22 protein-coding genes and 1 tRNA gene are annotated in these 23,459 nt (G+C 72.4%); 13 read left to right on the forward strand and 10 right to left on the reverse strand.

From position 1 onward, the window contains the following. Nucleotides 1-51 precede the first annotated feature (51 nt). Nucleotides 52-732, forward strand: coding sequence for a response regulator transcription factor (locus ACFW2G_RS10125; RefSeq protein WP_384453822.1), 681 nt, complete (start codon nucleotides 52-54; stop codon nucleotides 730-732). Between the two features lies 1 nt (nucleotide 733). Next, nucleotides 734-2,143, forward strand: coding sequence for an ATP-binding protein (locus tag ACFW2G_RS10130; protein ID WP_384582170.1), 1,410 nt, complete (start codon nucleotides 734-736; stop codon nucleotides 2,141-2,143). A 114-nt stretch (nucleotides 2,144-2,257) separates the two neighbouring features. Here ACFW2G_RS10130 and ACFW2G_RS10135 read toward each other — a convergent pair whose 3' ends face one another. Beyond that, the gene (locus ACFW2G_RS10135) at nucleotides 2,258-3,223 is read right to left on the reverse strand and encodes a TAXI family TRAP transporter solute-binding subunit (protein ID WP_384453817.1); all 966 of its coding nucleotides are present in this window, start codon (nucleotides 3,221-3,223) and stop codon (nucleotides 2,258-2,260) included. A 236-nt stretch (nucleotides 3,224-3,459) separates the two neighbouring features. Between ACFW2G_RS10135 and ACFW2G_RS10140 the strand changes: the two genes are divergently transcribed. Both ACFW2G_RS10140 and ACFW2G_RS10145 read left to right on the forward strand, forming a co-directional pair. After that, a complete protein-coding gene (locus tag ACFW2G_RS10140) occupies nucleotides 3,460-4,167 on the forward strand; it encodes a tRNA-dependent cyclodipeptide synthase (protein ID WP_384582168.1) in 708 nt (235 codons plus the stop codon). Next, nucleotides 4,157-5,341, forward strand: coding sequence for a cytochrome P450 (locus tag ACFW2G_RS10145; RefSeq protein ID WP_384453811.1), 1,185 nt, complete (start codon nucleotides 4,157-4,159; stop codon nucleotides 5,339-5,341). Before ACFW2G_RS10140 ends, ACFW2G_RS10145 begins: the two co-directional genes overlap by 11 nt. Before the next feature lie 84 nt (nucleotides 5,342-5,425). Here the strand turns inward: ACFW2G_RS10145 and ACFW2G_RS10150 are convergent, their stop codons facing one another. The 4 genes from ACFW2G_RS10150 to ACFW2G_RS10165 form a co-directional block, all read right to left on the reverse strand. Then, nucleotides 5,426-6,199, reverse strand: coding sequence for an alpha/beta fold hydrolase (locus ACFW2G_RS10150; RefSeq protein ID WP_384582258.1), 774 nt, complete (start codon nucleotides 6,197-6,199; stop codon nucleotides 5,426-5,428). Nucleotides 6,200-6,525: 326 nt separating this feature from the next. Continuing rightward, on the reverse strand, nucleotides 6,526-7,050 hold the full coding sequence (locus tag ACFW2G_RS10155; protein ID WP_384582166.1) for a GNAT family N-acetyltransferase: 525 nt from the start codon (nucleotides 7,048-7,050) through the stop codon (nucleotides 6,526-6,528). Nucleotides 7,051-7,129: 79 nt separating this feature from the next. Further along, entirely contained in the window at nucleotides 7,130-8,395 is a 1,266-nt protein-coding gene (locus ACFW2G_RS10160) for a serine hydrolase (RefSeq protein ID WP_052030165.1), read from the reverse strand. A gap of 11 nt (nucleotides 8,396-8,406) precedes the next feature. Further along, the gene (locus ACFW2G_RS10165; protein WP_037917385.1) at nucleotides 8,407-10,530 is read right to left on the reverse strand and encodes a SpoIIE family protein phosphatase; all 2,124 of its coding nucleotides are present in this window, start codon (nucleotides 10,528-10,530) and stop codon (nucleotides 8,407-8,409) included. Between the two features lie 228 nt (nucleotides 10,531-10,758). On the opposite strand from ACFW2G_RS10165, the gene ACFW2G_RS10170 reads away from it, so the two are divergent. Both ACFW2G_RS10170 and ACFW2G_RS10175 read left to right on the forward strand, forming a co-directional pair. After that, on the forward strand, nucleotides 10,759-11,379 hold the full coding sequence (locus tag ACFW2G_RS10170) for an L-threonylcarbamoyladenylate synthase (RefSeq protein ID WP_037917382.1): 621 nt from the start codon (nucleotides 10,759-10,761) through the stop codon (nucleotides 11,377-11,379). 114 nt (nucleotides 11,380-11,493) lie between these two features. Then, on the forward strand, nucleotides 11,494-12,234 hold the full coding sequence (locus tag ACFW2G_RS10175) for a beta-glucanase (RefSeq protein ID WP_384453804.1): 741 nt from the start codon (nucleotides 11,494-11,496) through the stop codon (nucleotides 12,232-12,234). Between the two features lie 35 nt (nucleotides 12,235-12,269). Here the strand turns inward: ACFW2G_RS10175 and ACFW2G_RS10180 are convergent, their stop codons facing one another. The 3 genes from ACFW2G_RS10180 to ACFW2G_RS10190 form a co-directional block, all read right to left on the reverse strand. Continuing rightward, nucleotides 12,270-12,983, reverse strand: a complete 714-nt coding sequence (locus ACFW2G_RS10180) for an alpha/beta fold hydrolase (protein WP_384582256.1) — start codon at nucleotides 12,981-12,983, stop codon at nucleotides 12,270-12,272. A gap of 78 nt (nucleotides 12,984-13,061) precedes the next feature. After that, nucleotides 13,062-13,775 (reverse strand): ribonuclease H, encoded by a 714-nt coding sequence (locus ACFW2G_RS10185; RefSeq protein WP_384453801.1) that lies wholly within the window; start codon nucleotides 13,773-13,775, stop codon nucleotides 13,062-13,064. A 233-nt stretch (nucleotides 13,776-14,008) separates the two neighbouring features. Continuing rightward, nucleotides 14,009-14,212 (reverse strand): cold-shock protein, encoded by a 204-nt coding sequence (locus ACFW2G_RS10190; RefSeq protein WP_030036890.1) that lies wholly within the window; start codon nucleotides 14,210-14,212, stop codon nucleotides 14,009-14,011. 289 nt (nucleotides 14,213-14,501) lie between these two features. Between ACFW2G_RS10190 and ACFW2G_RS10195 the strand changes: the two genes are divergently transcribed. The 6 genes from ACFW2G_RS10195 (at nucleotide 14,502) to ACFW2G_RS10220 (ending at nucleotide 18,338) form a co-directional block, all read left to right on the forward strand. Beyond that, nucleotides 14,502-14,575, forward strand: a tRNA-Met gene (locus ACFW2G_RS10195). 183 nt (nucleotides 14,576-14,758) lie between these two features. Further along, complete coding sequence (locus ACFW2G_RS10200) at nucleotides 14,759-15,256, forward strand: SigE family RNA polymerase sigma factor (RefSeq protein WP_037917377.1); 498 nt, start codon at nucleotides 14,759-14,761, stop codon at nucleotides 15,254-15,256. Then, complete coding sequence (locus ACFW2G_RS10205) at nucleotides 15,249-15,689, forward strand: hypothetical protein (protein ID WP_384453796.1); 441 nt, start codon at nucleotides 15,249-15,251, stop codon at nucleotides 15,687-15,689. The genes ACFW2G_RS10200 and ACFW2G_RS10205 overlap by 8 nt, the downstream gene beginning before the upstream one ends. A gap of 182 nt (nucleotides 15,690-15,871) precedes the next feature. Then, nucleotides 15,872-17,107 (forward strand): mannosyltransferase family protein, encoded by a 1,236-nt coding sequence (locus ACFW2G_RS10210; protein WP_384582164.1) that lies wholly within the window; start codon nucleotides 15,872-15,874, stop codon nucleotides 17,105-17,107. Between the two features lie 60 nt (nucleotides 17,108-17,167). Further along, entirely contained in the window at nucleotides 17,168-17,398 is a 231-nt protein-coding gene (locus tag ACFW2G_RS10215) for a hypothetical protein (protein ID WP_037917373.1), read from the forward strand. Nucleotides 17,399-17,507: 109 nt separating this feature from the next. Then, entirely contained in the window at nucleotides 17,508-18,338 is an 831-nt protein-coding gene (locus ACFW2G_RS10220; RefSeq protein WP_384582162.1) for a class I SAM-dependent methyltransferase, read from the forward strand. 37 nt (nucleotides 18,339-18,375) lie between these two features. On the opposite strand, the gene ACFW2G_RS10225 is transcribed toward ACFW2G_RS10220, so the two are convergent. Further along, nucleotides 18,376-19,335, reverse strand: coding sequence for a LysR family transcriptional regulator (locus tag ACFW2G_RS10225; protein WP_384453786.1), 960 nt, complete (start codon nucleotides 19,333-19,335; stop codon nucleotides 18,376-18,378). A 183-nt stretch (nucleotides 19,336-19,518) separates the two neighbouring features. Here ACFW2G_RS10225 and ACFW2G_RS10230 point away from each other — a divergent pair, with 183 nt between their 5' ends. After that, a complete protein-coding gene (locus ACFW2G_RS10230; protein ID WP_384453830.1) occupies nucleotides 19,519-22,992 on the forward strand; it encodes a M28 family peptidase in 3,474 nt (1,157 codons plus the stop codon). A gap of 69 nt (nucleotides 22,993-23,061) precedes the next feature. Here ACFW2G_RS10230 and ACFW2G_RS10235 read toward each other — a convergent pair whose 3' ends face one another. Further along, complete coding sequence (locus ACFW2G_RS10235; RefSeq protein WP_384582160.1) at nucleotides 23,062-23,448, reverse strand: serine hydrolase; 387 nt, start codon at nucleotides 23,446-23,448, stop codon at nucleotides 23,062-23,064. Nucleotides 23,449-23,459 lie beyond the last annotated feature (11 nt).

Raw genomic sequence — 23,459 nt, forward strand, 5'->3', positions numbered from 1 at the left:
CTGGGGCCGCGGTCGCGCGCGCCGCACCGCCCGTCCGGAGGGGGCTTTCCCATGCACGCTCTCCTCGTCGAGGACGACGACAGGATGGCCCGGGCGCTGGGCACCGCGCTCGTCCGGCGCGGGCACACCGTCCGCCGGGTCGCGCGGGCCCAGGACGCACTGCGCCACGCCCGCGAGGCCGAGTTCGTCCTGCTCGACCTCGGGCTGCCCGACCTGGACGGGATAGAGCTGCTCCGGCGGCTGCGGACCGTGTGCGGCGTGCCGCTGATCGTGGTGACCGCGCGCTGCGAGGAGCGGGACGTCGTGCAGGGGCTGCGGGCGGGCGCCGACGACTACGTCGTCAAGCCCTTCCGGATGGCGGAGCTGATGGCCCGGATCGACAGCGTCCGGCGCCGCACCGACGCACACGTCGACCGCGTCGCCCCGGACACGGGAACGGGCACGGTGCGCCGCGGCGATGTGGAGGTGGATCCGGCGAGCCGCACGGTCACCGTTGCGGGTACCGAAGTACGACTGACCCGGCGGGAGTTCGACGTCCTGGCCCTCCTGGCCGCCCGACCGGACGAGGTGCGTTCCCGCGAGGAGATCCTGGACCGCATCTGGGGCGACGTCTTCCTCGCCGCCTCGCGCTCGCTGGACGTCCACGTGGCCGGGATCCGCGCCAAGACCGGCCGATCCGGACTCGTGCGTACCGTCCGCGGGTACGGCTACCAGCTCGGCGGGGAGCGGTGAGGTGAGGCGCAGGCTCCTCGCCGTTCTGACGATGCTCATGGGGGTCGCGGCGCTGCTCCTGTGCCTCCCGTTCGCCGAGGGGTACGCCCGCGGTCGGACCGAGCATCTGCTGCTCCAGCGGCGCTCCGAGGCCGTGCGCTTCGCCGGCCTCGCGGAGCGGATGCGTACCGAGGCCGACCGGGCGGAGCTGGCGGCCGAGATCGGCCGGTACGCCGAGCTGTACGGCGCGGGCGTGGTGGTGGTCGACTCGGCCGGCGCGACGTCGGCGCGGGCCGGGGCGGCGCCGGGCGCCGGGGTGGCGGAGGCGCTCGGGCGGGCACTGACCGGCCGTTCCACCGACCGGCTCCCGACCCTGCGCCCGTGGGGGCCGGGGACCGTCGTGCTCGCCGAGCCGGTGGGCCGCGACGAGCGCGTCAGCGGCGCGGTCCTGCTGGCGGTCCCCACCGATACCGCCCGCCGGGACGTCACGGTCCGCTGGACGCTCATCGCCGCCGGGGCGCTCGCCGCGTTCGCGACGGCCGCCCTGGTCGCCGCGGGAATCGCCCGCTGGCTGGTGCGGCCGCTCCTGGACCTGGACCGGGCGGTGGAACGGCTGGCGGCCGGCAGCCTGCGGGCCCGGGCCGGATCGGACACCGGCCCTCCCGAACTGCGGCGCCTGCGGCAGCACTTCAACGCCATGGCCGAGGCCGTGGCCGACTCCATCGGCCGGCAGCGCCACTTCGTCGCCGACGCCTCCCACCAGCTGCGCAATCCCCTCGCGACGCTGGTGCTGCAGCTGGAGAACGTCGAACCGCACATCGCCCCCGGACCGGGCCTCGCCGAGCACGCCCGCGCCCTGGACGAGGCGGAGCGCCTGGAGGAACTGCTCGACGGTCTGCTGGCGCTGGCGCGCGTCGAGTCCGGCACGGCCGAGCCGACGGACCAGGACGTGTCGCACGCGGTACGGCACCGGGTGGTGGCCTGGGACCCGGTCTTCCGCGCGGCGGGGCTGGAACTGTCGGCCGCCGGTGTACCGGACGGCCTGTGGGCGCACGCCCTGCCCGACGCAGCCGGCCGGATCCTGGACGCGCTCCTGGACAACGCGGTCAAGTTCGTGCCGTCCGGCGGACACGTCACGGTGGAGGCCTCCCGGCAGGCGGACGGAAGCGCGCTGGTCCGGGTCGCGGACGACGGTCCGGGCGTGCCCGAGGAGCAACTGGATCTGCTGCTGCGGCGGTTCGCCCGCTCCCCCGCGCACCAGAACGTCCCCGGCAGCGGGCTGGGCCTGGCCATCGCCGACGAGATCGCCCGGGTCAGCGCCGGCCGCCTCGAACTCGCCGCGAACGCCCCACGCGGCCTGGTCGCGCGTCTGTGCCTGCCGCCGGCCCAGGACTCCCGGCCGGTGCGCGGGCCGGAGGTGCGGCAGCCCTGATGCCCGGCCCGACGCAGACCCTGGAGCCGGGCACCCTGCTGAGGCATCGCCGCCTCCGCCGGTCCCCGGAACGGAGCGGCCCGGGGAGGTGACGGCCTGGACCGGCCGGGCGCCTCAGCCGTAGACCGCTCGGTAGTACGCAGCCGCGCCCGGGTGGAGGGGGACGCGTCCGGTCGAGATGGCGAAGCGCGGCTCCAGGCGGGCACCGGCGGTCACCTCCCGCAGGAGGTCGCGCCAGCGGTCGAAGACCACCCGCAAGAGGTCCCGCACGACGCCCTCGGCCACGTCGGCACGGGCCAGGAGGTAGTTGCCGACACCGATGGTGCCGACCGGTTCGGTCAGCCCGTAGACCCCGGCCGGCAGCGTGACCGCCGTGTAGACCGGTGCGTGGCGGGCCCGCAGCGGCCCCACGTAGGCGTCCAGCGGCAGGAAGCGCAGGGGCAGTTCGCGTGCCAGTGCGGACAGGGACGGTGTGGGCACGCCCCCGGACCAGAACAGCGCATCGACCGCGCCGTCGCGCAGCGCGACGACCGACGGGGCGAGGCCCAGGGGGCGTTCGTCGGCCGGTGCGGCTCCGCCGGCCGGTGCGGCCGCCCGCAGGACCCGCTGGGCGACCACCCGTACCCCCGAGCCCGGTGCCCCGGCCGCGACCGGGCGCCCGGCGAGGTCCGCCACCGCATGGACCGGGCCGCCGGCCGGGACGGCGAGGTGGGTGTAGTTGACGTAGACGCGGGCCAGCGCCGTCACCCCCGCCGCGGGCGTGGGGAAGGAGTCCCGCCCGAGGACGGCGTCCTCGGCGGCGTCCGCCATGGCCAGGGCCAGCTCCGCGGATCCCTCGTCGAGGCCGCGCAGGTTGTCCACACTCGCCGCCGTACTGACGGGGACGATCTCCAGCGGCAGGCCGCTCGCCCCGACAGCGAGCGCGAGTGCCTTGCCGAAGGCGTTGTACGGTCCGCCCTCCGGACCCGTCGCGAGCCGCAGCCGCCGGACGGGGCGGGGGTGCCGCGAGCACCCGGCGAGCGCCGTCGCGGTGGCGCCGAGCCCGGCGGCCAGCACGGCGCGGCGAGACGGTCGGTTCATCGGCCGGCCTCCGGTGTGTCGTCGGGCGAACGGGGTGGCCCCCATCATGCGCCACACGGCCGGGCGGCCGTTCGGACCGGCGAAGGATGCCCAGGTCAACTGGTCTGTCCGCCAGATGAGTTACTACCCAGAAGACATGGAACGTCGCTCAGAGTTCGGGTACCTTCCATCACGTCGCCGCCACACCCGGGGCACAGGGCCCCACGGGACTTGCGGCGCAAAGGACCCGACCCCTGTTGACGACAGCGACCGAAGTCTTCACAGTCCGGCCATACACCCCGCACTGCCAGGTGATCAACGACGAGGGCGATCACGCCGTCATCGGCATCTCGCCCGGCAACAGCTATTTCTCAGCACAGCGTGTCCTCGATCTCGCCCAGTGGGGCATGCGCAACTTCGCGCAGGTCGACCTCATCTACACCGACATGCACGTCGCGGAGATGTACGAGGCCCTCGGATACGGCGAGGACGAAGCACGCCGCAAGGCGGTGAAGAACCTGCGCGGAGTCCGCGCCAAGGTCAACAACGCCGCCGCCGAGGCCGATCCCACCGGTGTCCGCCTCCGGGCGCGCCCGATGTCCTCCCTCACCGACATCCCGGCGTACCGCACACTCCACAGCCACCTGATCAACCTGCTCGACATCGATGCGGAGTTCCGCGAGACCTGCAACTCCCTTGTCGATGCGTTCCTTTCCTCGAAGGTGCTGAACGGGAAGGCCGCCACCGCCCGTCAGCGCGAGGTCTGCCTGGAATACGTCTGCGCGGAGGCGCCGCTGTTCCTGGACACGCCCGCCATCCTGGGCGTGCCCTCCTCCCTCAACTGCTACCACCAGCTCCTGCCCATGGCGGAACTGCTCTACTCGCGCGGCTCGGGGCTTCGCGCCTCACGCAACCAGGGCCACGCCGTCATCACCCCCGCCGAAGGAGATTCCGATGCCCGCTGACACCCTCCTCGACTTCCCGTTCTCCGCGCGCGGCGACCAGCTCCCGGCCGAGGTCGAGCAGCTGCGGAGTGAGCCGGTCAAGCGCGTCCGCACCATTGCGGGCGACGAGGCCTGGCTGGTCTCGTCCCATGCGCTCTGCAAGCAGGTCCTCGAGGATCCGCGTTTCAGCCTGAAGGACACCTCGGCCCCCGGCGTGCCCCGGCAGTACGCGCTGACGATCCCACCCGAGGTCGTCAACAACATGGGCAACATCACCGGCGCCGGCCTGCGCAAGGCCGTGCTCAAGGCGATCAACCCGAAGACCGGCAACCTCACCGGCTGGATGCGCGAGCAGGCGAACGGCCTCGTCGACGACCTCCTGCGCAGCGGTGCACCCGTCGACCTGCGCGGCCGGTTCACCAATCCGTACGCGGAGAACCTCCACTGCCGCATCCTCGGCATTCCGGAGGCCGACGCCCCGCGCCTGGCCGCAAGCCTCGACATCGCGTTCATGAACTCGGCCTGCCCCGTCACGGGCGCCAAGCTCAACTGGGACCGCGACATGGCCTACATGGTGGAGCGGCTCGACGACCCGGCCACCACCGGCCTGATGGCCGAGCTCGCCGCACTGCGCGAGGATCCCGACTACGCGCACCTGACGGACGAGATGCTGGCGGTCGTCGGCGTCACGCTGTTCGGCGCCGGTGTCATCTCGACCATGGGCTTCCTGACCATGGCGATCGTCTCGCTCCTGCAGAACCCCGACGTGTGGGAGCAGCTGCGCAAGGCCCCGGAGAAGATCCCGGCCGCGGTGGACGAGCTCCTGCGCGTCAATCTGTCGATCGCGGACGGGCTGCCGCGCCTCGCGCTGGAGGACGTCACCCTCGGCGACGTCGAGGTGAAGAAGGGCGAACTGCTGCTCGTCCTGGTAGAGGCCGCCAACACCGACCCGGCCGTGTACTCCGACCCGCACGTCTTCGACATCGACCGCGCGAATGCCGGTACCCACCTGTCGTTCGGCGGCGGACCGCACTACTGCCCGGCCACCGCGCTCGGAAAGCGGCACACGGAGATCGCCATCGAGGTGCTGCTGGAGAAGATGCCCCGCCTGCAGCTGGCCGTGCCCTTCGACCAGCTCGTCTGGCGCACCCGGTTCATGAAGCGCCTGCCGGAGCGGCTCCCCGTCCTCTGGTAGCGGAATCGGCACGCGGCGGCTGCTTCGGAGAGGGGGCGGGCGGCGGCACCGGCCGGGGGGAATCCGGCCGGCCGCCGCCCGCGGTCATCCCAGGAACGCCGCGACGGCCGCGGTGAACCGGGCTGCGTCGTCCAGCCAGGGGTAGTGGCCCGCTCCCGGCTGCACGACGAGCGTGGCGTCGGGGAACAGCTGCGCGCATGCCTCGACCGACCCGGGCGGGCTGTTCAGGTCGAACTCCCCGGCGAGCAGGAGCACCGGGGCGCGGAGGGCGGCGAGGCCCGCACGGGTGGCCTCCGGGTCGAAGGCGCCGTCGGCCCCGAACAGGGCGACCGCCTCCGGGTTGTCGGGGCTGCCCGCCGCATGGTGGCGCCGGGCTTCGTCGTCCCAGCGGCCGTAGAGGAACGGCCCGACGGCCTCGCGGTCGCCGCCGGTGCCCGCGATGAGCGCCTCCAGCGCGGCGAAGGCCGCGGGGAACCACGGCTCGCCCGACCGCAGCAGGGCGAGTTCGCGCCGGGCCTCCCCCGTGATCACCGTTCCGACGGCACGGGTGCCGGGGGTGATCAGGGCGAGCCGGCCGACGCGGTCCGGGTGCCGGGCCGCGTACTGCATCGCGGTGTTGGCCCCGGCGGAATGGGCGAGCAGGTCGATCCGGCCGAGCCCGAGGTGCGCACGCCGGAGAGCACCGACGAGCTGCGGCGCCTGCTCGAAGCAGACCTGAGAACGGGCGCCGGCGAACTGCCCGCCGCTTTCAGGGCCGCGTACGACGAGATCGGCCGCGGCCTCGACACCGACCCGGAGCCGGCCGCCGCCGCGTCGGGCCCGGCGTCGGTACGCCGGACCGTCGCCCGCCAGCTCCAGCGCGACCGCCTCAGAGGCGGCGCCTGATCGCGGGCGGACACGCCCCCGCCGTCCCGGCCGGCGGGGGCTCCTGCGGCGCCGCTCCGCCACTGCCCGGCCAGTTCCCGCAGGACGAACGGATAGCCGAGGAGCCAGTCCGTGGCCCCCTCGACCGCCGCGAAGGCCCGCGCACCCGCGTGTCCGGACCATGCGGTCCCCTCCGGGGGGGGCCACCGCCGGGACCAGATCCCTGCGACCAGTCGCTCACGGCCGCACTATCGACCCACCGCCGCACTATCGACCCACCCCGGCCGTGCGGCACGCCGGCGGCGCGGGCACGGCAGGAGTCAGAGGGTGATCCAGTAGCGGCGCTTGGGCCCGATCAGGGTCTCGCGCACGTCCTCCAGCACGCCACCGCCGCGCTCGATGGTGCGGACGGACCCCGTGTTGCCGGGGTCGCAGGTGAGCAGGACCCGGTCCATGCCGAGGACCCGCGCCTCGTGGAGCACGGCGGTCAGGGCCCAGGTGGCCAGGCCGCGCCTGCGGGCCGAGGGCCTTATGCCGTAGCCGATGTGGCCGCCGGCGTCGAGGAGGAAGCCGTTGAGGTAGTGGCGCAGGTCGATGGCGCCGAGGTACGTGTCGTCCTCGGTGATCCACCAGTACGTCGCGTGGACGCGGCCGTGGTCGACCGGCACCGAGCGGTCCGCGTACCGGCGGAGCTTTCGTGTCCAGGCCGCGAAGCCCTCCGGGGTGTCGACGTCGTCGCCGGAGCCGAGCCCCGCACCGTCCATGTGGGCATCGGGTCCCCATTCCTCCCGTGCGGCGATCCAGGTTCCGTGCAGGTGGGGGCTGGGGGCGATGAGCTGGGGCATGGCACGGACCCTAACAGTCCGATGATCCGACCCAGCCTGCCCGGGCGGGCCGGGCAGGCGTGCGGGGCCGGGCAGGCCCTCAGCCGGACCTCGGCTCCGACGGCTTGCGGCCGGGGTAGACGTTGTCCGGGGTGACGATGGAGGTGATCGCCTCACCGAAGAGCGTGCTGGGCTCCTGGCCGTCGTGGAGGATGTCGGTGTTGAGGATGACGACCAGGGTCGCCTGGGCCTGCGGGAGGTACACCGCGAGGCTCTGGTAGCCGGGGAGCGAACCGTTGTGCCCGATCCAGCCCTGGACGTCGAAGAGGCCCAGCCCGTAGCCGGCGCCCGGGATGCCGACCGACTGGGTCTTCAGGCGCTGGGCCTGGGTCGCGGGCGTCAGGAGCGTGCCGGTGGCGAGCGTACGGGCCCAGCTGCGCAGGTTCTGGAGGTCGGAGATCATCGCTCCGGCCGCCCAGGCCCAGGACGGGTTCCAGTCCGTCGACACCTCGACCTTCCCCGACGCGGTCTGGTCGGTGTAGCCCTGGGCGTGCGGAGCGGGGAACTCCGCGCCGGTCGGGAAGAAGGTCCGGCGCAGTCCGGCCGGGTCCACGACGTCCTCGTCGACCACCTCGGCGAGCGGTCGGCCGGTGATCTTCTCGATCACCAGGCCGAGCAGGATCAGGTTGGTGTTGGAGTACTGGAACTTCGCGTCCGGAGCGAACTGCACCGGGTGCCTGAAGGAGTAGTCGAGCAACTCCTGCGGGGTGAAGGGGCGGTCGGGGTCGGCGGTGAACGCCTTGTCGAAGTCAGGATCCTCGCTGTAGTTGAACAACCCGCTGCGCATGCCGGCCAGTTCGCGCAGGGTGATGGCGCCGCCGTTCGGCACGCCGGAGATGTAGTCGCCGATCGGGTCGTCGAGGCCGACCTTGCCCTGGTCGACCAGCTGGAGGAGGGCGGTGACCGTGAACGTCTTGGTCAGGCTGCCGATGCGCGTGTTGAAGTCCGTCCGCATGGGCTCGCCCGTCGCCTTGTCGGCCACGCCGAAGGCCTTCACGTAGCTGCCCTTGCCGGGTGCCCACAGGCCCACGACCACACCGGGCACCTGTGCCTCGCGCATGACCTGGCGCACGGCGGCGTCCAGCTGGCCCGCGACAGCCGGGGTGATCTGCTTGAACTCCCCGTCCGCGTCCGGCGAGGGCGTGGCCGAGGCGGACGGTCCGGGGGTGGGCGCCCCGTATGCGGGGGCCGTGACGGCCCCGGTGAGGAGCAGCCCTGCCGCGGCGGTGGCCGCGCAGGTCCGGCGAAGCCGTAGTTGCGTCGTTTTCACCAATGCCTCCTGCGGTACGGGGACCAGGGTCGGCATACACGGTCAGGCTAGGCCCGTACCGGCGCGGCCGCGAGACGGGAGTCCTGGGTCAGGGACCGTGCGCGGGCGATGACGAGGGCCACGTCGTCGTGGTCGTCGGGGCGGCGCAGGGAGTCCAGGAGCCGGTCGCAGGTCTCCTCCAGCGGGCGCCCGGTGTCGGCCAGCAGGTCCAGCAGGAGACCGAGGCGCTCGTCGATGGGCTGGTCACGGGTCTCCACCAGGCCGTCCGTATAGAGCACCAGTTGGTCGCCGGGGGCCATGGCCACGGTGGTCGCCTCGAAGGGGATGCCGCCCACGCCGAGCGGCGCTCCGGTGGGCAGGTCGAGCAGCCGGGGTGCGTGGCCCGCCCGGATGAGCACGGGAGGCAGGTGTCCCGCGACGGCGATGCGGCATTGCGCGCGGTGCGGGTCGTGGACGACGTAGACGCAGGTGGCGATGGTCTCCTCCAGGGCGGCCGTGGTGCGGTCCAGCTGCTGGAGCACCTGGGGCGGGTCGAGGGCGAGTTCGGCGAGGGTGCGGGTCGCGGTGCGCAACTGCCCCATGCTGGCTGCCGCGTTGATACCACTGCCCATGACGTCGCCGATGACGAGGACGGTGGTGTCGTCCGGTCCCGCAATGGCGTCGAACCAGTCGCCGCCGATCTCGCTGCTGGCCGCGGCAGGCCGGTAGCGGGAGGCCACCTCCAGACCGGGTGTGGGCGGCGGGTGGTGGGGCAGCAGGTGGTGCTGGAGGGCGAGTGCGGTGTGGTGAGCGTTGCGGTACCAGCGGGCGTTGTCGATGCACACGGCTGCGCGCGCGGCCAGTTCGCCGGCCAGCACGATGTCGTCGTCGTTGAACGGGAGCGGATTGCGGGTGCGTTTGAGGTCCAGGGCGCCCAGGACCTCGCCGCGCGCGATGAGCGGGACGGCCAGGTAGGAGCGCAGTCCGGCGCGGGTCAGGAGGGAGGCGGCGTTGCTGTCGCGAGCGATCCGGGAGATGTCCCTGGCCTGCACGTGGGCGACGAGGACCGGGTGGCCGGTGGTCACGGACCGGGTGACCAGCCGGTCGGCGGCGTAGCGGGCGATGTCTCCCGGCGGGTCCGCGGCGCGGACGGCCTCGCTCGGATAGGCGGCGGCGACGGCGAGGGCGCGGAACACGGCCGGCTCGTGGGCCGACGACCTGAGCGTGGGCCGCCCTTCGAGGACCGAGTCGAGGATGTCGACGGCGGCGATGTCTGCGAGCTCGGGCACGACGACGTCCGCGAGCTCGCGGGCGGTCTGGTCGAGGTCGAGGGTGGTGCCGATGCGGACGGTGGCGTCCGCGATCAGCGCGAGGCGGCGGCGGCTGCGGGCGATCTCGAGCGCCGCCTGGTGGCTCTGGGTGACGTCGACCACCGAGGTGGCCAGGCCCAGGACCCGTCCGGTGGCGTCCTCGAGCCGGTAGTAGGACACCGACCAGGCGTGTTCGGTGCGGTGCCCGCCGTGGGTGCGTCCGGCCGTGAACTGCTCCAGCAGCGGAGTCCCGGTGGCCAGGACCTGGCGCATCGCCGACTCGGCGGCCTCCGTGTCGTCGAGGAAGGACAGGGCCTCCCGGACGCCCCGGCCGATGTGCTCGGAGGCGGGCAGCCCGTTGATCCGCTCCAGCGTGGGGTTGACCAGGACGTAGCGCAGCTCGGTGTCCAGGACGGCGAGCCCGATCGGGGACTGGGCCACGAGGCGGGCGGAGAGGGCGAGGTCCCGCTCCAGCTGCCGCAGTGTGGTGCGATCGGTCGCGATGCCCAGGGCGTACAGGTCGCCGCGATCGTCGAGCAGCCGCATGTTGCGGAACTCCACGAGGCGTGTGCTGCCGTCCTTGTGCCGTACCGGGAAGGCGCCCGCCCAGTCTCCGGCGCCGCCCATGACCCGGGCGAACAGCTCCGTCACCAGTCCGACGTGCTGCGTGTCGGCCAGCAGCCGGGCCGCGGGCTGGCCGAGCGCCTCGTCCGCCGCCCAGCCGAACAATTGTTCTGCTTGTGGGCTCCACAGGGCGACCCGGCCGTCGGAGTCGAGCACAACGGCGGCCACGTTCAGGACGTCGAGGAGGCCGCTCGGCGGGGCGATCCCGGCTGCGCCGGGCTGGCTCTCGCTGGTCCCCGACCCGTCGATCGCACCCATCGGCGATGCTCCCTTCCGGCACCATCGGCCCGGCGGCCACCCGCCCCGGCCCGGTCCGGCCCCGTCCGGGCGGTCCGGGGCGCACGGTCACCTCTCATCGTCCCCCGGAAACCGCCGGGAAGCGTCCGGAGCGGCCGGGCCCGGGCCCCGGCGGCGCCGGAGCGGCCGGGGCTCGGAGGCGGTCGGACGTGGTCGAAGGCGGTACCGGCGACCGCGTAGGCTCGGCGGATGGCGAAATACTTCGACGTGCACCCCGAGAACCCGCAGCGGCGCACCATCGACAATGTGGTCGGCATGATCCGCTCGGGCGGGCTCGTCGCCTACCCCACGGACTCCTGCTTCGCGCTGGGATGCCAGCTGGGCAACCGGGACGGCATCGGACGGATCCGCTCGATCCGCGATCTGGACGACCGCCACCACTTCACCCTGGTGTGCCAGAACTTCGCCCAGCTGGGGCAGTTCGTACGGATCGACAACAACGTGTTCCGCGCCATCAAGGCGGCCACTCCCGGCAGTTACACCTTCATCCTCCCGGCGACCTCGGAGGTGCCGCGCCAGCTGCTGCATCCGAAGAAGAAGACGGTCGGCGTCCGGATCCCCGACCACGTGGTGACCCAGGCCCTGCTCGCGGAGCTCGGCGAACCGCTGCTGTCAAGCACACTGCTGCTGCCGGACGAGGCGGAGCCGATGACCCAGGGCTGGGAGATCAAGGAGCGTCTCGACCACGAGGTGGACGCCGTACTGGACTCGGGTGACTGCGGCACCGAGCCGACCACGGTCATCGACTTCTCCTCCGGCGACGCCGAGATCGTCCGTCGCGGGGCCGGCGACACCTCGCGGTTCGAGTAGCCGGCGCTCGGATCGTCGCACGGCGGGGCGGGCTGCACACAAACCGGTGGACCGGTATGTATTCACCGGCAGGCGGGCATGCTGCAAGGGCTCGCGTTCTCGGGAAGGAGCGATGTGCTCACTCAGGTTCTCGACCGGATCCGACGGCTCCTCGGACGTTCCACCTCCACCACCCCCGACGGTGATGCCGTCAGCCCGGCGAGCGCCCGGGCCCCGGTCTTCACGGCGGACTTCGGCTCGACCCGCCAGTGGGTCGCCGGCCGTTCCTGGGCCTATCCGAACGGCGGCCCCACCAACCCCGGCGACAACAAGCTGGACCACCTGGTACCAGACCCCTTCTACAGCCGCACCGGCACCTTCCGTGCCGTCCGCCGCCCGGACGGCAAGTGGAACGCCGGGCTGCTGACCACCGAGGGCAGCGAGGAGGGCTTCATGGTGCGGACCGGCGACGTACTGGAGTCCCGCGTACGGCTGCCGGCCGAACTCGGGGCCTGGCCCGCGATCTGGACCTGGCTGGACGGCGGCAACGAGATCGACGTCTTCGAGTACCACCCGGACAACCCCGACCTCCTCGAACTGTCCAACCACGTCAGGGGCGGCTCCCGTTACCACCGGGACCCGACCGTCGGCCACGGCCGCTGGGTCGACCTCACGGTGGAATTCGGGTCCCGCTCGGTGGTGTGGTGGGTCAACGGCAAGCAGGTCTTCGCCGACCGGCGCGGTGTGGGACGGCGCTGGCGGGCCTATCTCATCGTCAACCTCTCGGTCTGCGCAGGCCGCTACCACCCGGCACCCGAGGCGGGAGTGTCCGAGATGGCCTTCGAGGTCGCCCACCTCCGCGTGTTCCGACCGTAGACACCGTAGAAGAACGAGTCCACATGGAGGTGCCCTCACTCCACGGCAGCATCCAGGAGAATCTGCGCCAGCTCGCGCGGCTGGGAGAACATCGGCCAATGGCCGGTGTCCATCGTGACCAGCCGCCAGAGCTCGCTGTTCAGCAGCTCAGCCACATCCTCGTCGGGCTCGGCGTCGTCAGGCTCGGCCCCCGGCATCACGCATAGGACGTAGGTCGCCGGAAGTTCACCGAGCGGCCCCGACAGCACAGCGGGCTCGGTCAGCGTGGCACCTGGGTGGGGCGTCGAGCCACGCACGAGGCGTGCGATCTGCTCTTCGGTGAGACCCTCGCCGTCGTAATGAGCAGCCGGCGCGAGCGGCCAGAACCCCCCGTTCTCGGCGATCGCCGCCTCCACCGCCGGCCCGCCGTCCGGCCAGGCGGAGACAAACGACTCGCCGTCAACCGGAACGCTTGAGTCGACGAATACCACGCGGGCCAGTCGGTCACCGATCCGCTCAGCGGCCTGACCTACCGGGATGCCCGAGTAACTGTGACCCACCAGGACCACGTCACGCAGACCCTGGCGTTCCACCTCGGCAACGATGTCCTGGACGTGAGTCGCCTGCCCCGCCGGTACACCCCGCTTGTCAGCAAGACCGGACAGCGTCAACGGATGGACGCCGTGGCCGGCCGCGCGCAGATACGGCACCACGTCGCCCCACGCCCACGCCCCGAGCCGTGCACCGGCAACCAGCACGAAATTCACCATGCCCGCACGGTAGCCGGGCAGCCTGACGATCATCTAGGAAATATTTTCGATATGCGCCCTGGTCCGCGGCCGGCCTGCTCAGCCCTCGGCCCCGATGGCGGCGGCCGCGCAGCTCTCGTGGCCCCAGCGGCTGCCGTTCTTGGCGATCATGTCGCCGACGGCGTACGGCGCACCGCAGGGGCAGCTGCCCGGGAACTTCGCCTTGATGGCCCGGCTCCCCCGGCTCGCCCGGCCCGCAGCCGATCCCGCACTCGATCGCTTCTTCGCCGTGGCGGCTCCCCGCCGTGCGGGCGCCGCGGGGGCCGGTACCGGCAGGTCCGTGTTCCCCAGGGCCGTGCCCGCCGCCTCCTGCCTGAGCGCCGCGTCACTGGCGGCCTGGTCGGCGATCGCGTTGAGGTGGTCGCCGTCCTCGCGGTGCGCGGGAACGTACCGGAAGGTCACGTCGCGCTCGGCGAGCAGGCCGTCGATCTCCTCGACGAGTTCGCGGTTCGCCACGGGCCCGCCGGAGGCGGTCTTCCAGCCGTTGCGCTTCCAGCCGGGCAGCCACTGGGTGACCGCCTTCATCGCGTACTGCGAGTCCATCCTCACCTCGACGGACGTCCCGGGCTCCAGCGCCTCCAACAGCCGCTGGAGCGCGGTCAGCTCCCCGATGTTGTTGGTGGAGCGCCCCAGCGGACCGGCCTCCCAGCGTTTCGGGTGTCCCTCGGCGTCGGCGATGACCCATCCCCAGCCGGCGGGTCCGGGGTTCCCCTTCGCCGCTCCGTCACAGGCGGCAATGATGCGATCAGACATCCTCCGATCATGCCTCATCCGCGGAGCGGTACGGCCCCGGCCGGCCAGGCTCACGGCCCGTCCCCCGGCGCGCGGCCCGCGCGTGCCGTAGGGGCCCGCGGACTCGGAGGCGGAGGAGACGAAACAGGGCCGTGCGGCGATGCCGCACGGCCCTGATCGTCCCTCCACCGGTTGGCCCCGAGAGGAGGAAACGGTTCTCCGGTACCCGGACCACGGCCCGGGTCGACCGGGGATCAGGCGGGGGTGATGTTCTCCGCCTGCGGGCCCTTCTGGCCCTGCGTGATGTCGAAGGTCACGGCCTGACCCTCCTGGAGCTCACGGTAGCCCGTGGCGTTGATCGCCGAGTAGTGGGCGAAGACGTCCGGGCCGCCGCCGTCCTGCGCGATGAAGCCGAAGCCCTTCTCGGAGTTGAACCACTTCACGGTTCCCGTAGCCATGTTCATGCCTTCCCGTTGACGTACGCCCTCCACACGGCGTGGAGGACGGAGGTGATCGCCCTGGTCCTACGGCACAACACAGCAAAACTGCCCACACCTGAAGGCGCGGGCAAGGCACTTGGAACCACGACAGCTACCGGAGAAGGTACACGCCTGCACGCACTGTCACCAGGGGGAATGATCACGCCTGCGCGGCGGGAATTCGCCCTTGTACGGACTTGCCGGGCGCCGCCGCCCGAAAAACCCGCCGCGGACCGTCCCCCGGATGCCGTAGGGTGAGGTCCACCGACGCGGGGTGGAGCAGCTCGGTAGCTCGCTGGGCTCATAACCCAGAGGTCGCAGGTTCGAATCCTGTCCCCGCTACTGCTCCCAAGGGCCCGGATCCACGAGGATCCGGGCCCTTGCGCCGTTCCGGACGGTCGCCGCGGCCCGTCCCCGCGCACGGCGTGACCGGCGTCACAGGATTTCCCGTCATCGGGTGTCGACCGGATCCGGTGCGCCGAGCGTATGCCGGGTGAGAGCGATATACGGATTCGGGAGCGATTTTTGACCGTCGAGGAGTTCGAGGCGTTCTACGCACAAGCGGCGGGGAGGCTCACGGGACAGCTGTACGTGATGCTCGGCGACCACCACGAGGCACAGGACGTGGTGCAGGAGGCCTTCGTCCGGGGGTGGGGGCGCCGTCGTCAGCTGGACCGCGAGGGCCGCCCGGAGGCATGGATCCGCACCGTGGCGTGGCGGCTCGCGGTCAGCCGCTGGCGGGTGCGCCGGCGTTCGGCCGAAGCCTGGCGGCGCAGTGCTCCGGCGGCGCACGTCGAGGGACCCGGTCCCGAGGCGGTGGCCTTGGTCGAGGCGCTGCGACAGCTGCCACTGAAGCAGCGCCGCACGATGGCGCTGCACTACCTGTGCGACCTGACGGTCGAGCAGATCGCCGCCGAGACCGCGCTGTCCGCGAGCACGGTCAAGACGCACCTGTCCCGCGGCCGGGCCGCGCTCTCCCACCATCTGCAGGATCCGCGCACCGAGGAGGCTCCCGATGCCTGAGTCCCACGACCCGCTGCGGTCCGCCTTCCGCGCCGCCGCCTCGGCCGGGCAGGCCGCGGCGGCACTCCCGCCCGTCACCGTCATCGCACACCGGGGCGAACGGGTCCGGCGGCGCCGGATCGTCGGCATCGCCGCCGCCTGCTGTCTGCTGTTCGGCGGATCCGGCGCGGCGCTGGCCGCGTTCCTGCCGCAGGACTCCGGCCGCCCGACCCTTCCGGCGACCACCCCGTCTCCCCCACCGGCGTCCGATCTGCCGACCACCGCGCCGACCACCGCGCCTCCCTCCGCGCAGGGCACCGCGTCCTCGCGGACCCCGCCCACCGCGACCGCCGGAGTGGGCGATCCCGACGCCACCCGGACGATGAGCGCCCGTCCGCCGCACAACCCGACCAACCCCGGCGCGCCCAGCGCCACCACCGCGCCACCCCGCTAGCGGGGTGTCCCGCGGATCGGGCCTGATCCGCGGGACACCTCCCGGCGGGCGCCCGGCCCCCACGCCGCGCCCGCCGCGCGCCCGCCCCGGGTGCGCCACCGCCCACACCGCCGCCTGCGGACAGCGGCCCGGAAAACCGGGCCGGTGGTTCCGCACGCCCTCAGACGGCCAGGAGATCCCCCGTGCCCGTTTCCGCACCGCACCGGCCGGCCGCAGCCGGCCGCTCGCGGCCCGCCCCGCCGGGTCGGCCGGCGCTCCCCCGTTCCCGCCGCGCGCTCCGGGCCCCGCGGTGGCTCGGGCCGGCCGACCGCGAGGTGCTGTGGCTCTACCTGCTGACCCGCGTCGGCCTGTGGACCACCGCGGGGGCCGTCGGCTGGCTGTTCCCCTCCGACGGCGAGAGCCGCCGCCCTCCGTCGCTGCTCGGGCCCTGGGAGCGCTGGGACTGGGCGTTCTACCTCCGCATAGCCCGGGACGGGTACTTCCCCGATGCGACGGGTCCCTGGACGGTCGGCTGGGACAACAGGGAGGCCTTCCTGCCCGGTTTCCCCCTCGTCCTGCGCGCCGTGCACACGGTGGTCCCCTCCTGGGCCGCGTCCGGAGCGCTGATCTCCTTCGTCGCGGGTGGCGTCGCCGTCCTGGCCCTGGCCCGCCTCGCCCGAGACCGGCTGGTCCACGACGACGCGGGCCGGCGTGCAGCGGCCTTCCTGCTGGTCTCGCCCTGCGCGGTGTTCCTCGCGGCGGGCTACACCGAGTCGCTCTTCCTCGCGCTGGCCCTGCCCGCCTGGCTGGCGGCGCAGCGCCGGAGCTGGGCCGCCGCCTCGGTCCTGACCTGCCTGGCCTGCTCGGTGCGGGTGACCGGGTTGTTCCTCGCGGCGGCGCTGACCCTCCACTTCCTGATGACCGTACGGATCCGCACCGCCTGGCGGGCGGCCCCGTGGCTGCTCCTGCCGGCCCTCCCCCCGCTGCTCCACACCTGGTACCTGCATGCGGGGACGGGCGACTGGCAGGCCTGGAAGCACTCCCAGGAGCGTGGCTGGTACCGGGAGTTCCACCTGCCGTGGGAGGCCTGGTCCCACACCTGGACGGCCGCCTTCGGCCACACCCGGCCCACCGGCTACGCGATCATGTGGCAGGCGGAGCTGCTGGCCATGGTGACCGGGCTCGTCCTGCTCGCCGTACTGGTGCGGGGCCGCCACTGGCCGGAGGCCCTGTACATCGCCCTCACCCTGTGGGCCCTGGGCACGTCCTACTGGTACACCTCCGTGCCCCGCTCCACGCTGCTGTGGTGGCCGCTGTGGATCTCCCTGGCCGGCTGGAGCCTGCACCGCCGGTGGGTACGCGGTGCCTACCTGTACGTCGCGAGCCCGCTGTGCACCACGGTGGCCATCACCTTCCTCACCGGACGCTGGGCCGGATAGCGCGTGCCCCGGCGCGGCGAACAGTCCCCCGGCCGGCCACCGGGCGCGCATACTCGGAGGATGGCCGACACCACCACCGTCGAGGTCGACACCGACGTGCGCGACCGGCTCGCCGCACTCGCCGCCGACCGCGGACTGAGCCTGCGCGCGTACCTTGCCGAACTCACCGCCGCCCAGGAGCACGCGACCGCGCTCGCGCTCGCCGCCCGGGCCTTCGAGGAGGCACTGGAGCGGCCCGGCTTCCGCGAGGGCTTCGCCCGCGACTTCGGAGGCCTCACGGCTCACGACTGACCCTCCGGCGCGCTCCGCCGACACCCGGGTGGCTCCACCGGCGGGTCGGTCCGCCGGACGGTCCCTAGGCTCAGGGTGGAAACGCTTCGAGCGCTGGAGGACGGCTGTCATGACCGATGCGGGCGAGGCGCGGCAAGCCGACCGCACCCTGAAGGCAGGGCACCGGGCGATGTGGGCGCTGGGTGACTATCCGTCCGTGGCCTCCCACGTCATCCCCCGGCTGGGACCACTGCTGGTGAAGGAGTGCGGGGTCCGGACCGGTGACCGGGTCCTCGACATCGCCGCGGGGTCCGGCAACGCCGCCATTCCAGCGGCGCTGGCGGGCGCGGACGTCGTGGCGTCCGATCTGACCCCCGAGCTGCTGGAGACCGGGCGGCACCTGGCCGCCGTACAGGGCGCGAAGCTGGAGTGGCGGGAGGCTGACGCCGAGGACTTGCCCTTCGCGGACGGCGAGTTCGACGTCGTGATGTCCTGCGTCGGCGTCATGTTCGCCCCGCACCACCGCACCGCCGCCGAGGAGATGCTCCGCGTGTGCCGGGCCGGCGGGACGGTCGGGCTGATCAACTGGACCCCGGAGGGCTTCGTCGGGCGGCTGTTCGCCGCGATGAAGCCGTATGCTCCGCCGGCCCCGCCGGGTGCGCAGCCACCACCTCTGTGGGGGGACGAGGAGTACGTCCACGAGCTGCTCGGCGACGCGGTCACCGATGTCGTCGCCCGCCGCAGGACGGTCCGCGTGTCCCTCTTCAAGAACCCTTGGGACTTCAGGGAGTTCTTCAAGGCCTGCTACGGGCCGACGATCGCCGTGTACCGCGCGGCGGGCGGCGATCCCGACAAGGTCGCGGCCCTGGACGAGGTGCTCGACGCCCTCGCCGCCGAACACACCACGGACGGCGTGATGGAGTGGGAGTACCTGCTGCTGACCGCCCACCACCGCGGCTGACCACGCCCGCGCCCGGGTCGGCCGGCCGGCCGGTGCGTCAGTCGACGACCGGGTGGACCTCGGGGTGCGCGTCCCACCACTCCCGGTGGAAGCGGTTGTTGTCGATGTTGGCCAGGTACGCGCGGGCCGCCGCCCGGTAGAGCTGCTGGGCCTGGTCGGCCGAGAGCGCCGAGCGGTTCCAGGCCAGGCGGATGCGTCCGGTGACGGGGCTGCCGACGAGGGGGCGCAGCACCGTGCCCGCGGCCGTCGGCGCCGTCGGCTGGCTGAGCGAGACCGCGCGGCCCGCCGCGATCAGGTCGTAGTGCATCTTGCGGTCGGTGATCCGGTAGCGCAGTGACGGGCTGAACCCGGCCTCGGCGCAGGCCGCGACGAGTGCCTCGGGGCCGCCGTCGTCGTCCTCCACCGGAGTCATCCACGCCTCCCCCGCGAGGTCGGCGAGGTCGATGCGGTCCGCACCGGCCAGCCCGTGGCTCGCGGACAGTCTGATCCCGAAGGGCTCCTTCGCGATCAGCGTCCTGGACAAGGTCCCTTCCGGCAGCGGCACTTCGTGGCCGTTGACCTCGCCGTAGACGATGGCGTCGTAGCGTCCGGCGCCGAGCATCCGGGCGAGCGCGGTCACCGAGTCCTCCAGATCGACAGCGATCTCCCGCCCGGACATCGACAGGTCGGTCTGAGCCAGCAGGCCGTCGAGCAGCACGAGCAGGATGCAGCCGAGGCGCAGCGGGCCGGCGGCCGAGAGGGCGCGCGCCTCGGCCCCCAGGGCGTCCATCTCGCTCAGCACCCGACGTGCTTTGGCCAGGACGAACTGTCCCAGCGCCGTGGGCTCCACGCCGCCCCTGCCCCGCACGAACAGGTCGCCACCGGTGACCCGTTCGATGCGCCTCAGCTGGGCGGACAGTGCGGGCTGCGAGACTCCCAGCCGCCGCGCCGCGCCCCCCAGGCTGCCCGCCTCCGCTATCCGGAGGACAGCTTGCAGATGCCTCAACTCCAGCTGCATCCGGGCAGCGTACGCAGGGCGCCCGCGACCGCACCATAACGCGGACCTTATGCCTGCCGGGATGTCCCATTCTCGTCATGCACACACTCATACTCGGCCGCGAACGACCACCACTCATCCCCGAACCCCCCACGATCGGAGTGGACGTTGCAACCCACCAGATGGACGGCGGCCGTGGCAGCGATGGCGCTGACCGCGAGCCTCGCCGGCGCCCTGGCCGGGACGGCATCGGCAGCGCCGCAGGCGCAGCCCGCACCGTCCCAGAAGGACACCCCCGCCGCACGCGCGGTCGCAGCCGCCGACCAGGCCGTCGACAGCGGTCTCGACTCCCTGGTCAACTCCGCGCAGGAGCAGTACGAGCGCAGGCTCGTCACCCCCTGGGTGAAGGACCTCTATTCGGTGTCGTACGAGCGCAGCTACCGCGGCCTGCCGGTCGTCGGCGGCGACGCGGTCGTCCTCGCGGACGGCGCCGGGAAGGTTCGAGCCCTCCAGTCCGCCTCTTCCGTACGCATCGACATCGCTACCCGGGCCACGGTGTCCGCGAAGGACGCCGAGGCCACCTCGCGGGCGAAGCTCGCCGCGGTCGACAAGGTCGAGAGCAGTCGGCTCGTCGTCCGGCTCAAGGGCGACAAGCCGGTGCTGGCGTGGGAGACCGTGCTGCGCGGCCGTACCAAGACCGCCCCCAGCAGGCTCCACGTCTTCGTCGACGCCCGCACGGGCGCGCTCGTCGACACCTACGACGACGTCGTCGCGGGCACCGGCAACAGCAAGTGGAACGGGCCCGGCCCGATCACCATCGACACCACCAACTCCGGTTCGACGTACACGCTGCGCGACCCCAACCGCACCGGCCTGAGCTGCGCGGACTACAGCACCGGTACGGTCTTCACGAAGTCCTCCGACTCCTGGGGCACCGGCAACCCCACGAGCAAGGAGACCGGCTGCGTCGACCTGATGTTCGCAGCTCAGAAACAGTGGGACATGCTCTCCCAGTGGCTGGGCCGCAACGGCGTCAGCGGAAACGGCCGCTCCTTCCCCGCCAAGGTCGGGCTGAACGACCTGAACGCCTACTGGGACGGCAGCTCGGTCACCATCGGACGCAACACCGCGAACGAGTGGATCGCCGGCGTCGACGTGGTGGCCCACGAGTACGGGCACGCCATCGACTCCAACACCCCCGGCGGTACCAGCGGCCAGGAGGCCGGTCTCGGCGAGGCCACCGGTGACATCTTCGGCGCGCTGACCGAGGCCTACATCAACCAGCCCGCCCCGTACGACACGCCGGACTACACCGTGGGCGAGGTGATCAACCTCCAGGGCCGGGGCCCGATCCGCAACATGTACAACCCGCCGGCCGTCAACAATGACCCGGCCTGCTACAGCTCCGCGATACCCGGTACGGAGGTGCACGCGGCCGCCGGTCCCCTGAACCACTGGTTCTACCTGCTGGCCGAGGGCACCAGTCCGGGCGGTGGCAAGCCCAACAGCAGCACCTGCAACGGAACCACGCTGACCGGTGTGGGCGTGCAGAACGCCGGCAAGATCTTCTACGGCGGCATGCTGCTCAAGACCAGCAGCATGTCGTACCGGAAGTACCGCACGGCGACGCTGAACTCGGCAAAGTCGCTGGACGCCACCTGCGGCCTCTTCAACACGACGAAGGCGGCCTGGGACGCCATCAGCGTGCCGGCCCAGTCCGCCGACCCGACCTGCACCCCGAGCGGCCAGAACAACGACTTCTCGATGGCGCTGACCCCCTCGTCGGGCACCGTCCAGCAGGGCGGCACGGTCACCACCACAGTCGGTACCACCGTCACCACCGGCACCGCCCAGTCGGTGACGCTGACTGCGTCCGGCCTGCCGGCCGGAGTGAGCGCCTCCTTCAACCCCGCCACCGTGCAGTCCGGACAGTCCTCGGTGCTGACGCTGACCGCCGGCTCCAACGCCGCGCCGGGCACGTCCACGGTCGTCGTCAAGGGCCAGGGCACGGCGCTGTCCCACACGGTCGACTTCACGCTGAACGTCGGCGGGACACAGCCCGGCAACGACCCGCCGGACATCGACGTCGCCAACGTGCGAGCGCACCTGTCACAGTTCAACACCATCGCCTCGCAGAACGGCGGTCACCGCCGTGCGGGCAGCGCCGGCTACAACCAGTCGCTGGCCTACGTCAAGGGCAAGCTCCAGGCGGCCGGCTACACGGTCACGGAGCAGTACTGCTCCTCGTGCGCCTACCCCTCCAACAACCTGATCGCCGACTGGCCCGGCGGTCCCACCGACCAGACCGTCATGTTCGGCGCCCACCTGGACGGCGTCTCGGCCGGCCCCGGCATCAACGACAACGGCTCGGGCTCCGCGACCCTACTGGAGAACGCGCTCGTCCTCGCCCAGAAGAACCCGACGATGACCAAGCACGTGCGCTTCGCCTGGTGGACCGACGAGGAGCAGGGCCTCAACGGCTCGAAGTTCTACGTCAACCAGCTCAGCAGCAGCCAGCGCGCGGCCATCAAGGGCTACTACAACTTCGACATGGTCGGCTCGACCAACGGCGGCTACTTCATCAACAACCTGAACTCCGCCACCGCCGCGCCGCTCAAGGCGTACTGGACCTCACTGAACCTGGCGCCCGAGGAGAACACCGAGGGGCAGGGCCGCAGCGACGACTACTCCTTCCAGCAGGGCGGCATCCCCACCTCCGGCTACGCGGCCGGAGCCAGCGCCCGCAAGACCTCGGCACAGGCCTCGAAGTGGGGCGGCACCGCGAACGCCGCCTACGACTCCTGCTACCACAGCTCCTGTGACACCGCGAACAACATCAACGCCACGGTGCTCGACCGCAGCGCGGACGGCGTCGCCTACGCACTGTGGAAGCAGGCCGTCGGCGGCGAGACCCCGGCGCAGGACTTCTCCATCGGGGTCAGCCCGGCCGCGGGCAGTGCGGCTCCGGGCGGTTCGGTCTCGGCGACGGTGAACACCGCCACCGTGAGCGGCACCGCGCAGACGGTCGCGCTCTCCGTCTCCGGCGCACCGGCCGGCGTGACCGCCTCGCTCAGCCCGTCGTCGGTGGTGTCCGGCACCTCCTCGACGCTGTCCGTCCAGGTCGGCGCGGGCACGGTGCCCGGCACGTACACCCTGACCGTCACCGGCTCGGGCACCGTCGCCCACACCACCACCTACACGCTGACCGTCACGGGCGGGGGCAGCTGCACCCCGCGCCAGCTGGTGGTCAACGGCGGCTTCGAGAACGGCTCCAGTCCGTGGAGCGCGACCGCCGGCGTGATCACCAGCCAGTCCGGCCAGGCCCCGCACAGCGGCAGCTACAAGGCCTGGCTCAACGGGTACGGCTCACCCCACACGGACAGCGCCTCGCAGTCGCTGGCCATCCCCTCGGGCTGTGCCTCGTACCGGCTCTCGTTCTTCCTCCACATCGACACGGACGAATACGCGAGCGTCGTCTACGACCGGTTCACGGTCTCCGTGGCCGGCCAGACGCTGGCGTCCTTCTCCAACCTGGACGCGAAGCCCGGATACGCCGAGAAGACCTACGACCTGTCGGCGTACGCGGGCCGGACCGTCACCCTGAAGTTCAACGGCGTGGAGGACCAGTCCCTCCAGACCTCCTTCGTCGTGGACGACGTCGCCCTCCAGGTGAGCTGAGCCCCGGGCTGAGCCCTCCCGACCCGACGCAGCCCGGCCCGGCCCCGCACGCGGGGGCCGGGCCGGGCCTCACGCCGTACGGTCGCCGGCTAACTCGGCCTCGAGGACCTGCGTGAACAGGCCGATCGGGTCGTTCCAGTCGCCGTTGACGCTCTGGGCGAGGAGGTGCCCGCCGTCGCGGGTGCCGTAGGTGTAGCAGTACGAGCCGTTGATGGCACCGCCCATGCCCCAGACCGTGGCACCGCAGGACAGCGCCATCGACGACATGCCCAGGCCGTAAGAGGCGCCGGGGATCCACTGGCCCGCGGGAGCCGGGCGGACCGCGAACATCTCCTCCTGCTGGGCGGGCGGCAGCAGCCGGCCGCCCAGCAGTGCGGCGAAGAAGCGGTTCAGGTCCCCGGCGGTGGAGACCATGCCGCCGGCCGACCAGGCGAAGCTGGTGTTCAGCTCGGTCACGTCGTGGATCT

The sequence above is a fragment of the Streptomyces sp. NPDC058880 genome, from assembly GCF_042742535.1.
Classification (GTDB): Bacteria; Actinomycetota; Actinomycetes; order Streptomycetales; family Streptomycetaceae; genus Streptomyces.

What these genes read in the sequence shown, in the direction of transcription:
- ACFW2G_RS10125 (WP_384453822.1), top strand. Translation starts at nt 52, where the DNA reads ATGCACGCTCTCCTCGTCGAGGACGACGACAGGATGGCCCGGGCGCTG.
- ACFW2G_RS10135 (WP_384453817.1), bottom strand. Translation starts at nt 3,223, where the DNA reads ATGAACCGACCGTCTCGCCGCGCCGTGCTGGCCGCCGGGCTCGGCGCC.
- ACFW2G_RS10145 (WP_384453811.1), top strand. Translation starts at nt 4,157, where the DNA reads ATGCCCGCTGACACCCTCCTCGACTTCCCGTTCTCCGCGCGCGGCGAC.
- ACFW2G_RS10155 (WP_384582166.1), bottom strand. Translation starts at nt 7,050, where the DNA reads ATGCCCCAGCTCATCGCCCCCAGCCCCCACCTGCACGGAACCTGGATC.
- ACFW2G_RS10160 (WP_052030165.1), bottom strand. Translation starts at nt 8,395, where the DNA reads ATGCCGACCCTGGTCCCCGTACCGCAGGAGGCATTGGTGAAAACGACG.
- ACFW2G_RS10165 (WP_037917385.1), bottom strand. Translation starts at nt 10,530, where the DNA reads ATGGGTGCGATCGACGGGTCGGGGACCAGCGAGAGCCAGCCCGGCGCA.
- ACFW2G_RS10170 (WP_037917382.1), top strand. Translation starts at nt 10,759, where the DNA reads ATGGCGAAATACTTCGACGTGCACCCCGAGAACCCGCAGCGGCGCACC.
- ACFW2G_RS10180 (WP_384582256.1), bottom strand. Translation starts at nt 12,983, where the DNA reads ATGGTGAATTTCGTGCTGGTTGCCGGTGCACGGCTCGGGGCGTGGGCG.
- ACFW2G_RS10185 (WP_384453801.1), bottom strand. Translation starts at nt 13,775, where the DNA reads ATGTCTGATCGCATCATTGCCGCCTGTGACGGAGCGGCGAAGGGGAAC.
- ACFW2G_RS10190 (WP_030036890.1), bottom strand. Translation starts at nt 14,212, where the DNA reads ATGGCTACGGGAACCGTGAAGTGGTTCAACTCCGAGAAGGGCTTCGGC.
- ACFW2G_RS10205 (WP_384453796.1), top strand. Translation starts at nt 15,249, where the DNA reads ATGCCTGAGTCCCACGACCCGCTGCGGTCCGCCTTCCGCGCCGCCGCC.
- ACFW2G_RS10215 (WP_037917373.1), top strand. Translation starts at nt 17,168, where the DNA reads ATGGCCGACACCACCACCGTCGAGGTCGACACCGACGTGCGCGACCGG.
- ACFW2G_RS10220 (WP_384582162.1), top strand. Translation starts at nt 17,508, where the DNA reads ATGACCGATGCGGGCGAGGCGCGGCAAGCCGACCGCACCCTGAAGGCA.
- ACFW2G_RS10225 (WP_384453786.1), bottom strand. Translation starts at nt 19,335, where the DNA reads ATGCAGCTGGAGTTGAGGCATCTGCAAGCTGTCCTCCGGATAGCGGAG.
- ACFW2G_RS10230 (WP_384453830.1), top strand. Translation starts at nt 19,519, where the DNA reads ATGGCGCTGACCGCGAGCCTCGCCGGCGCCCTGGCCGGGACGGCATCG.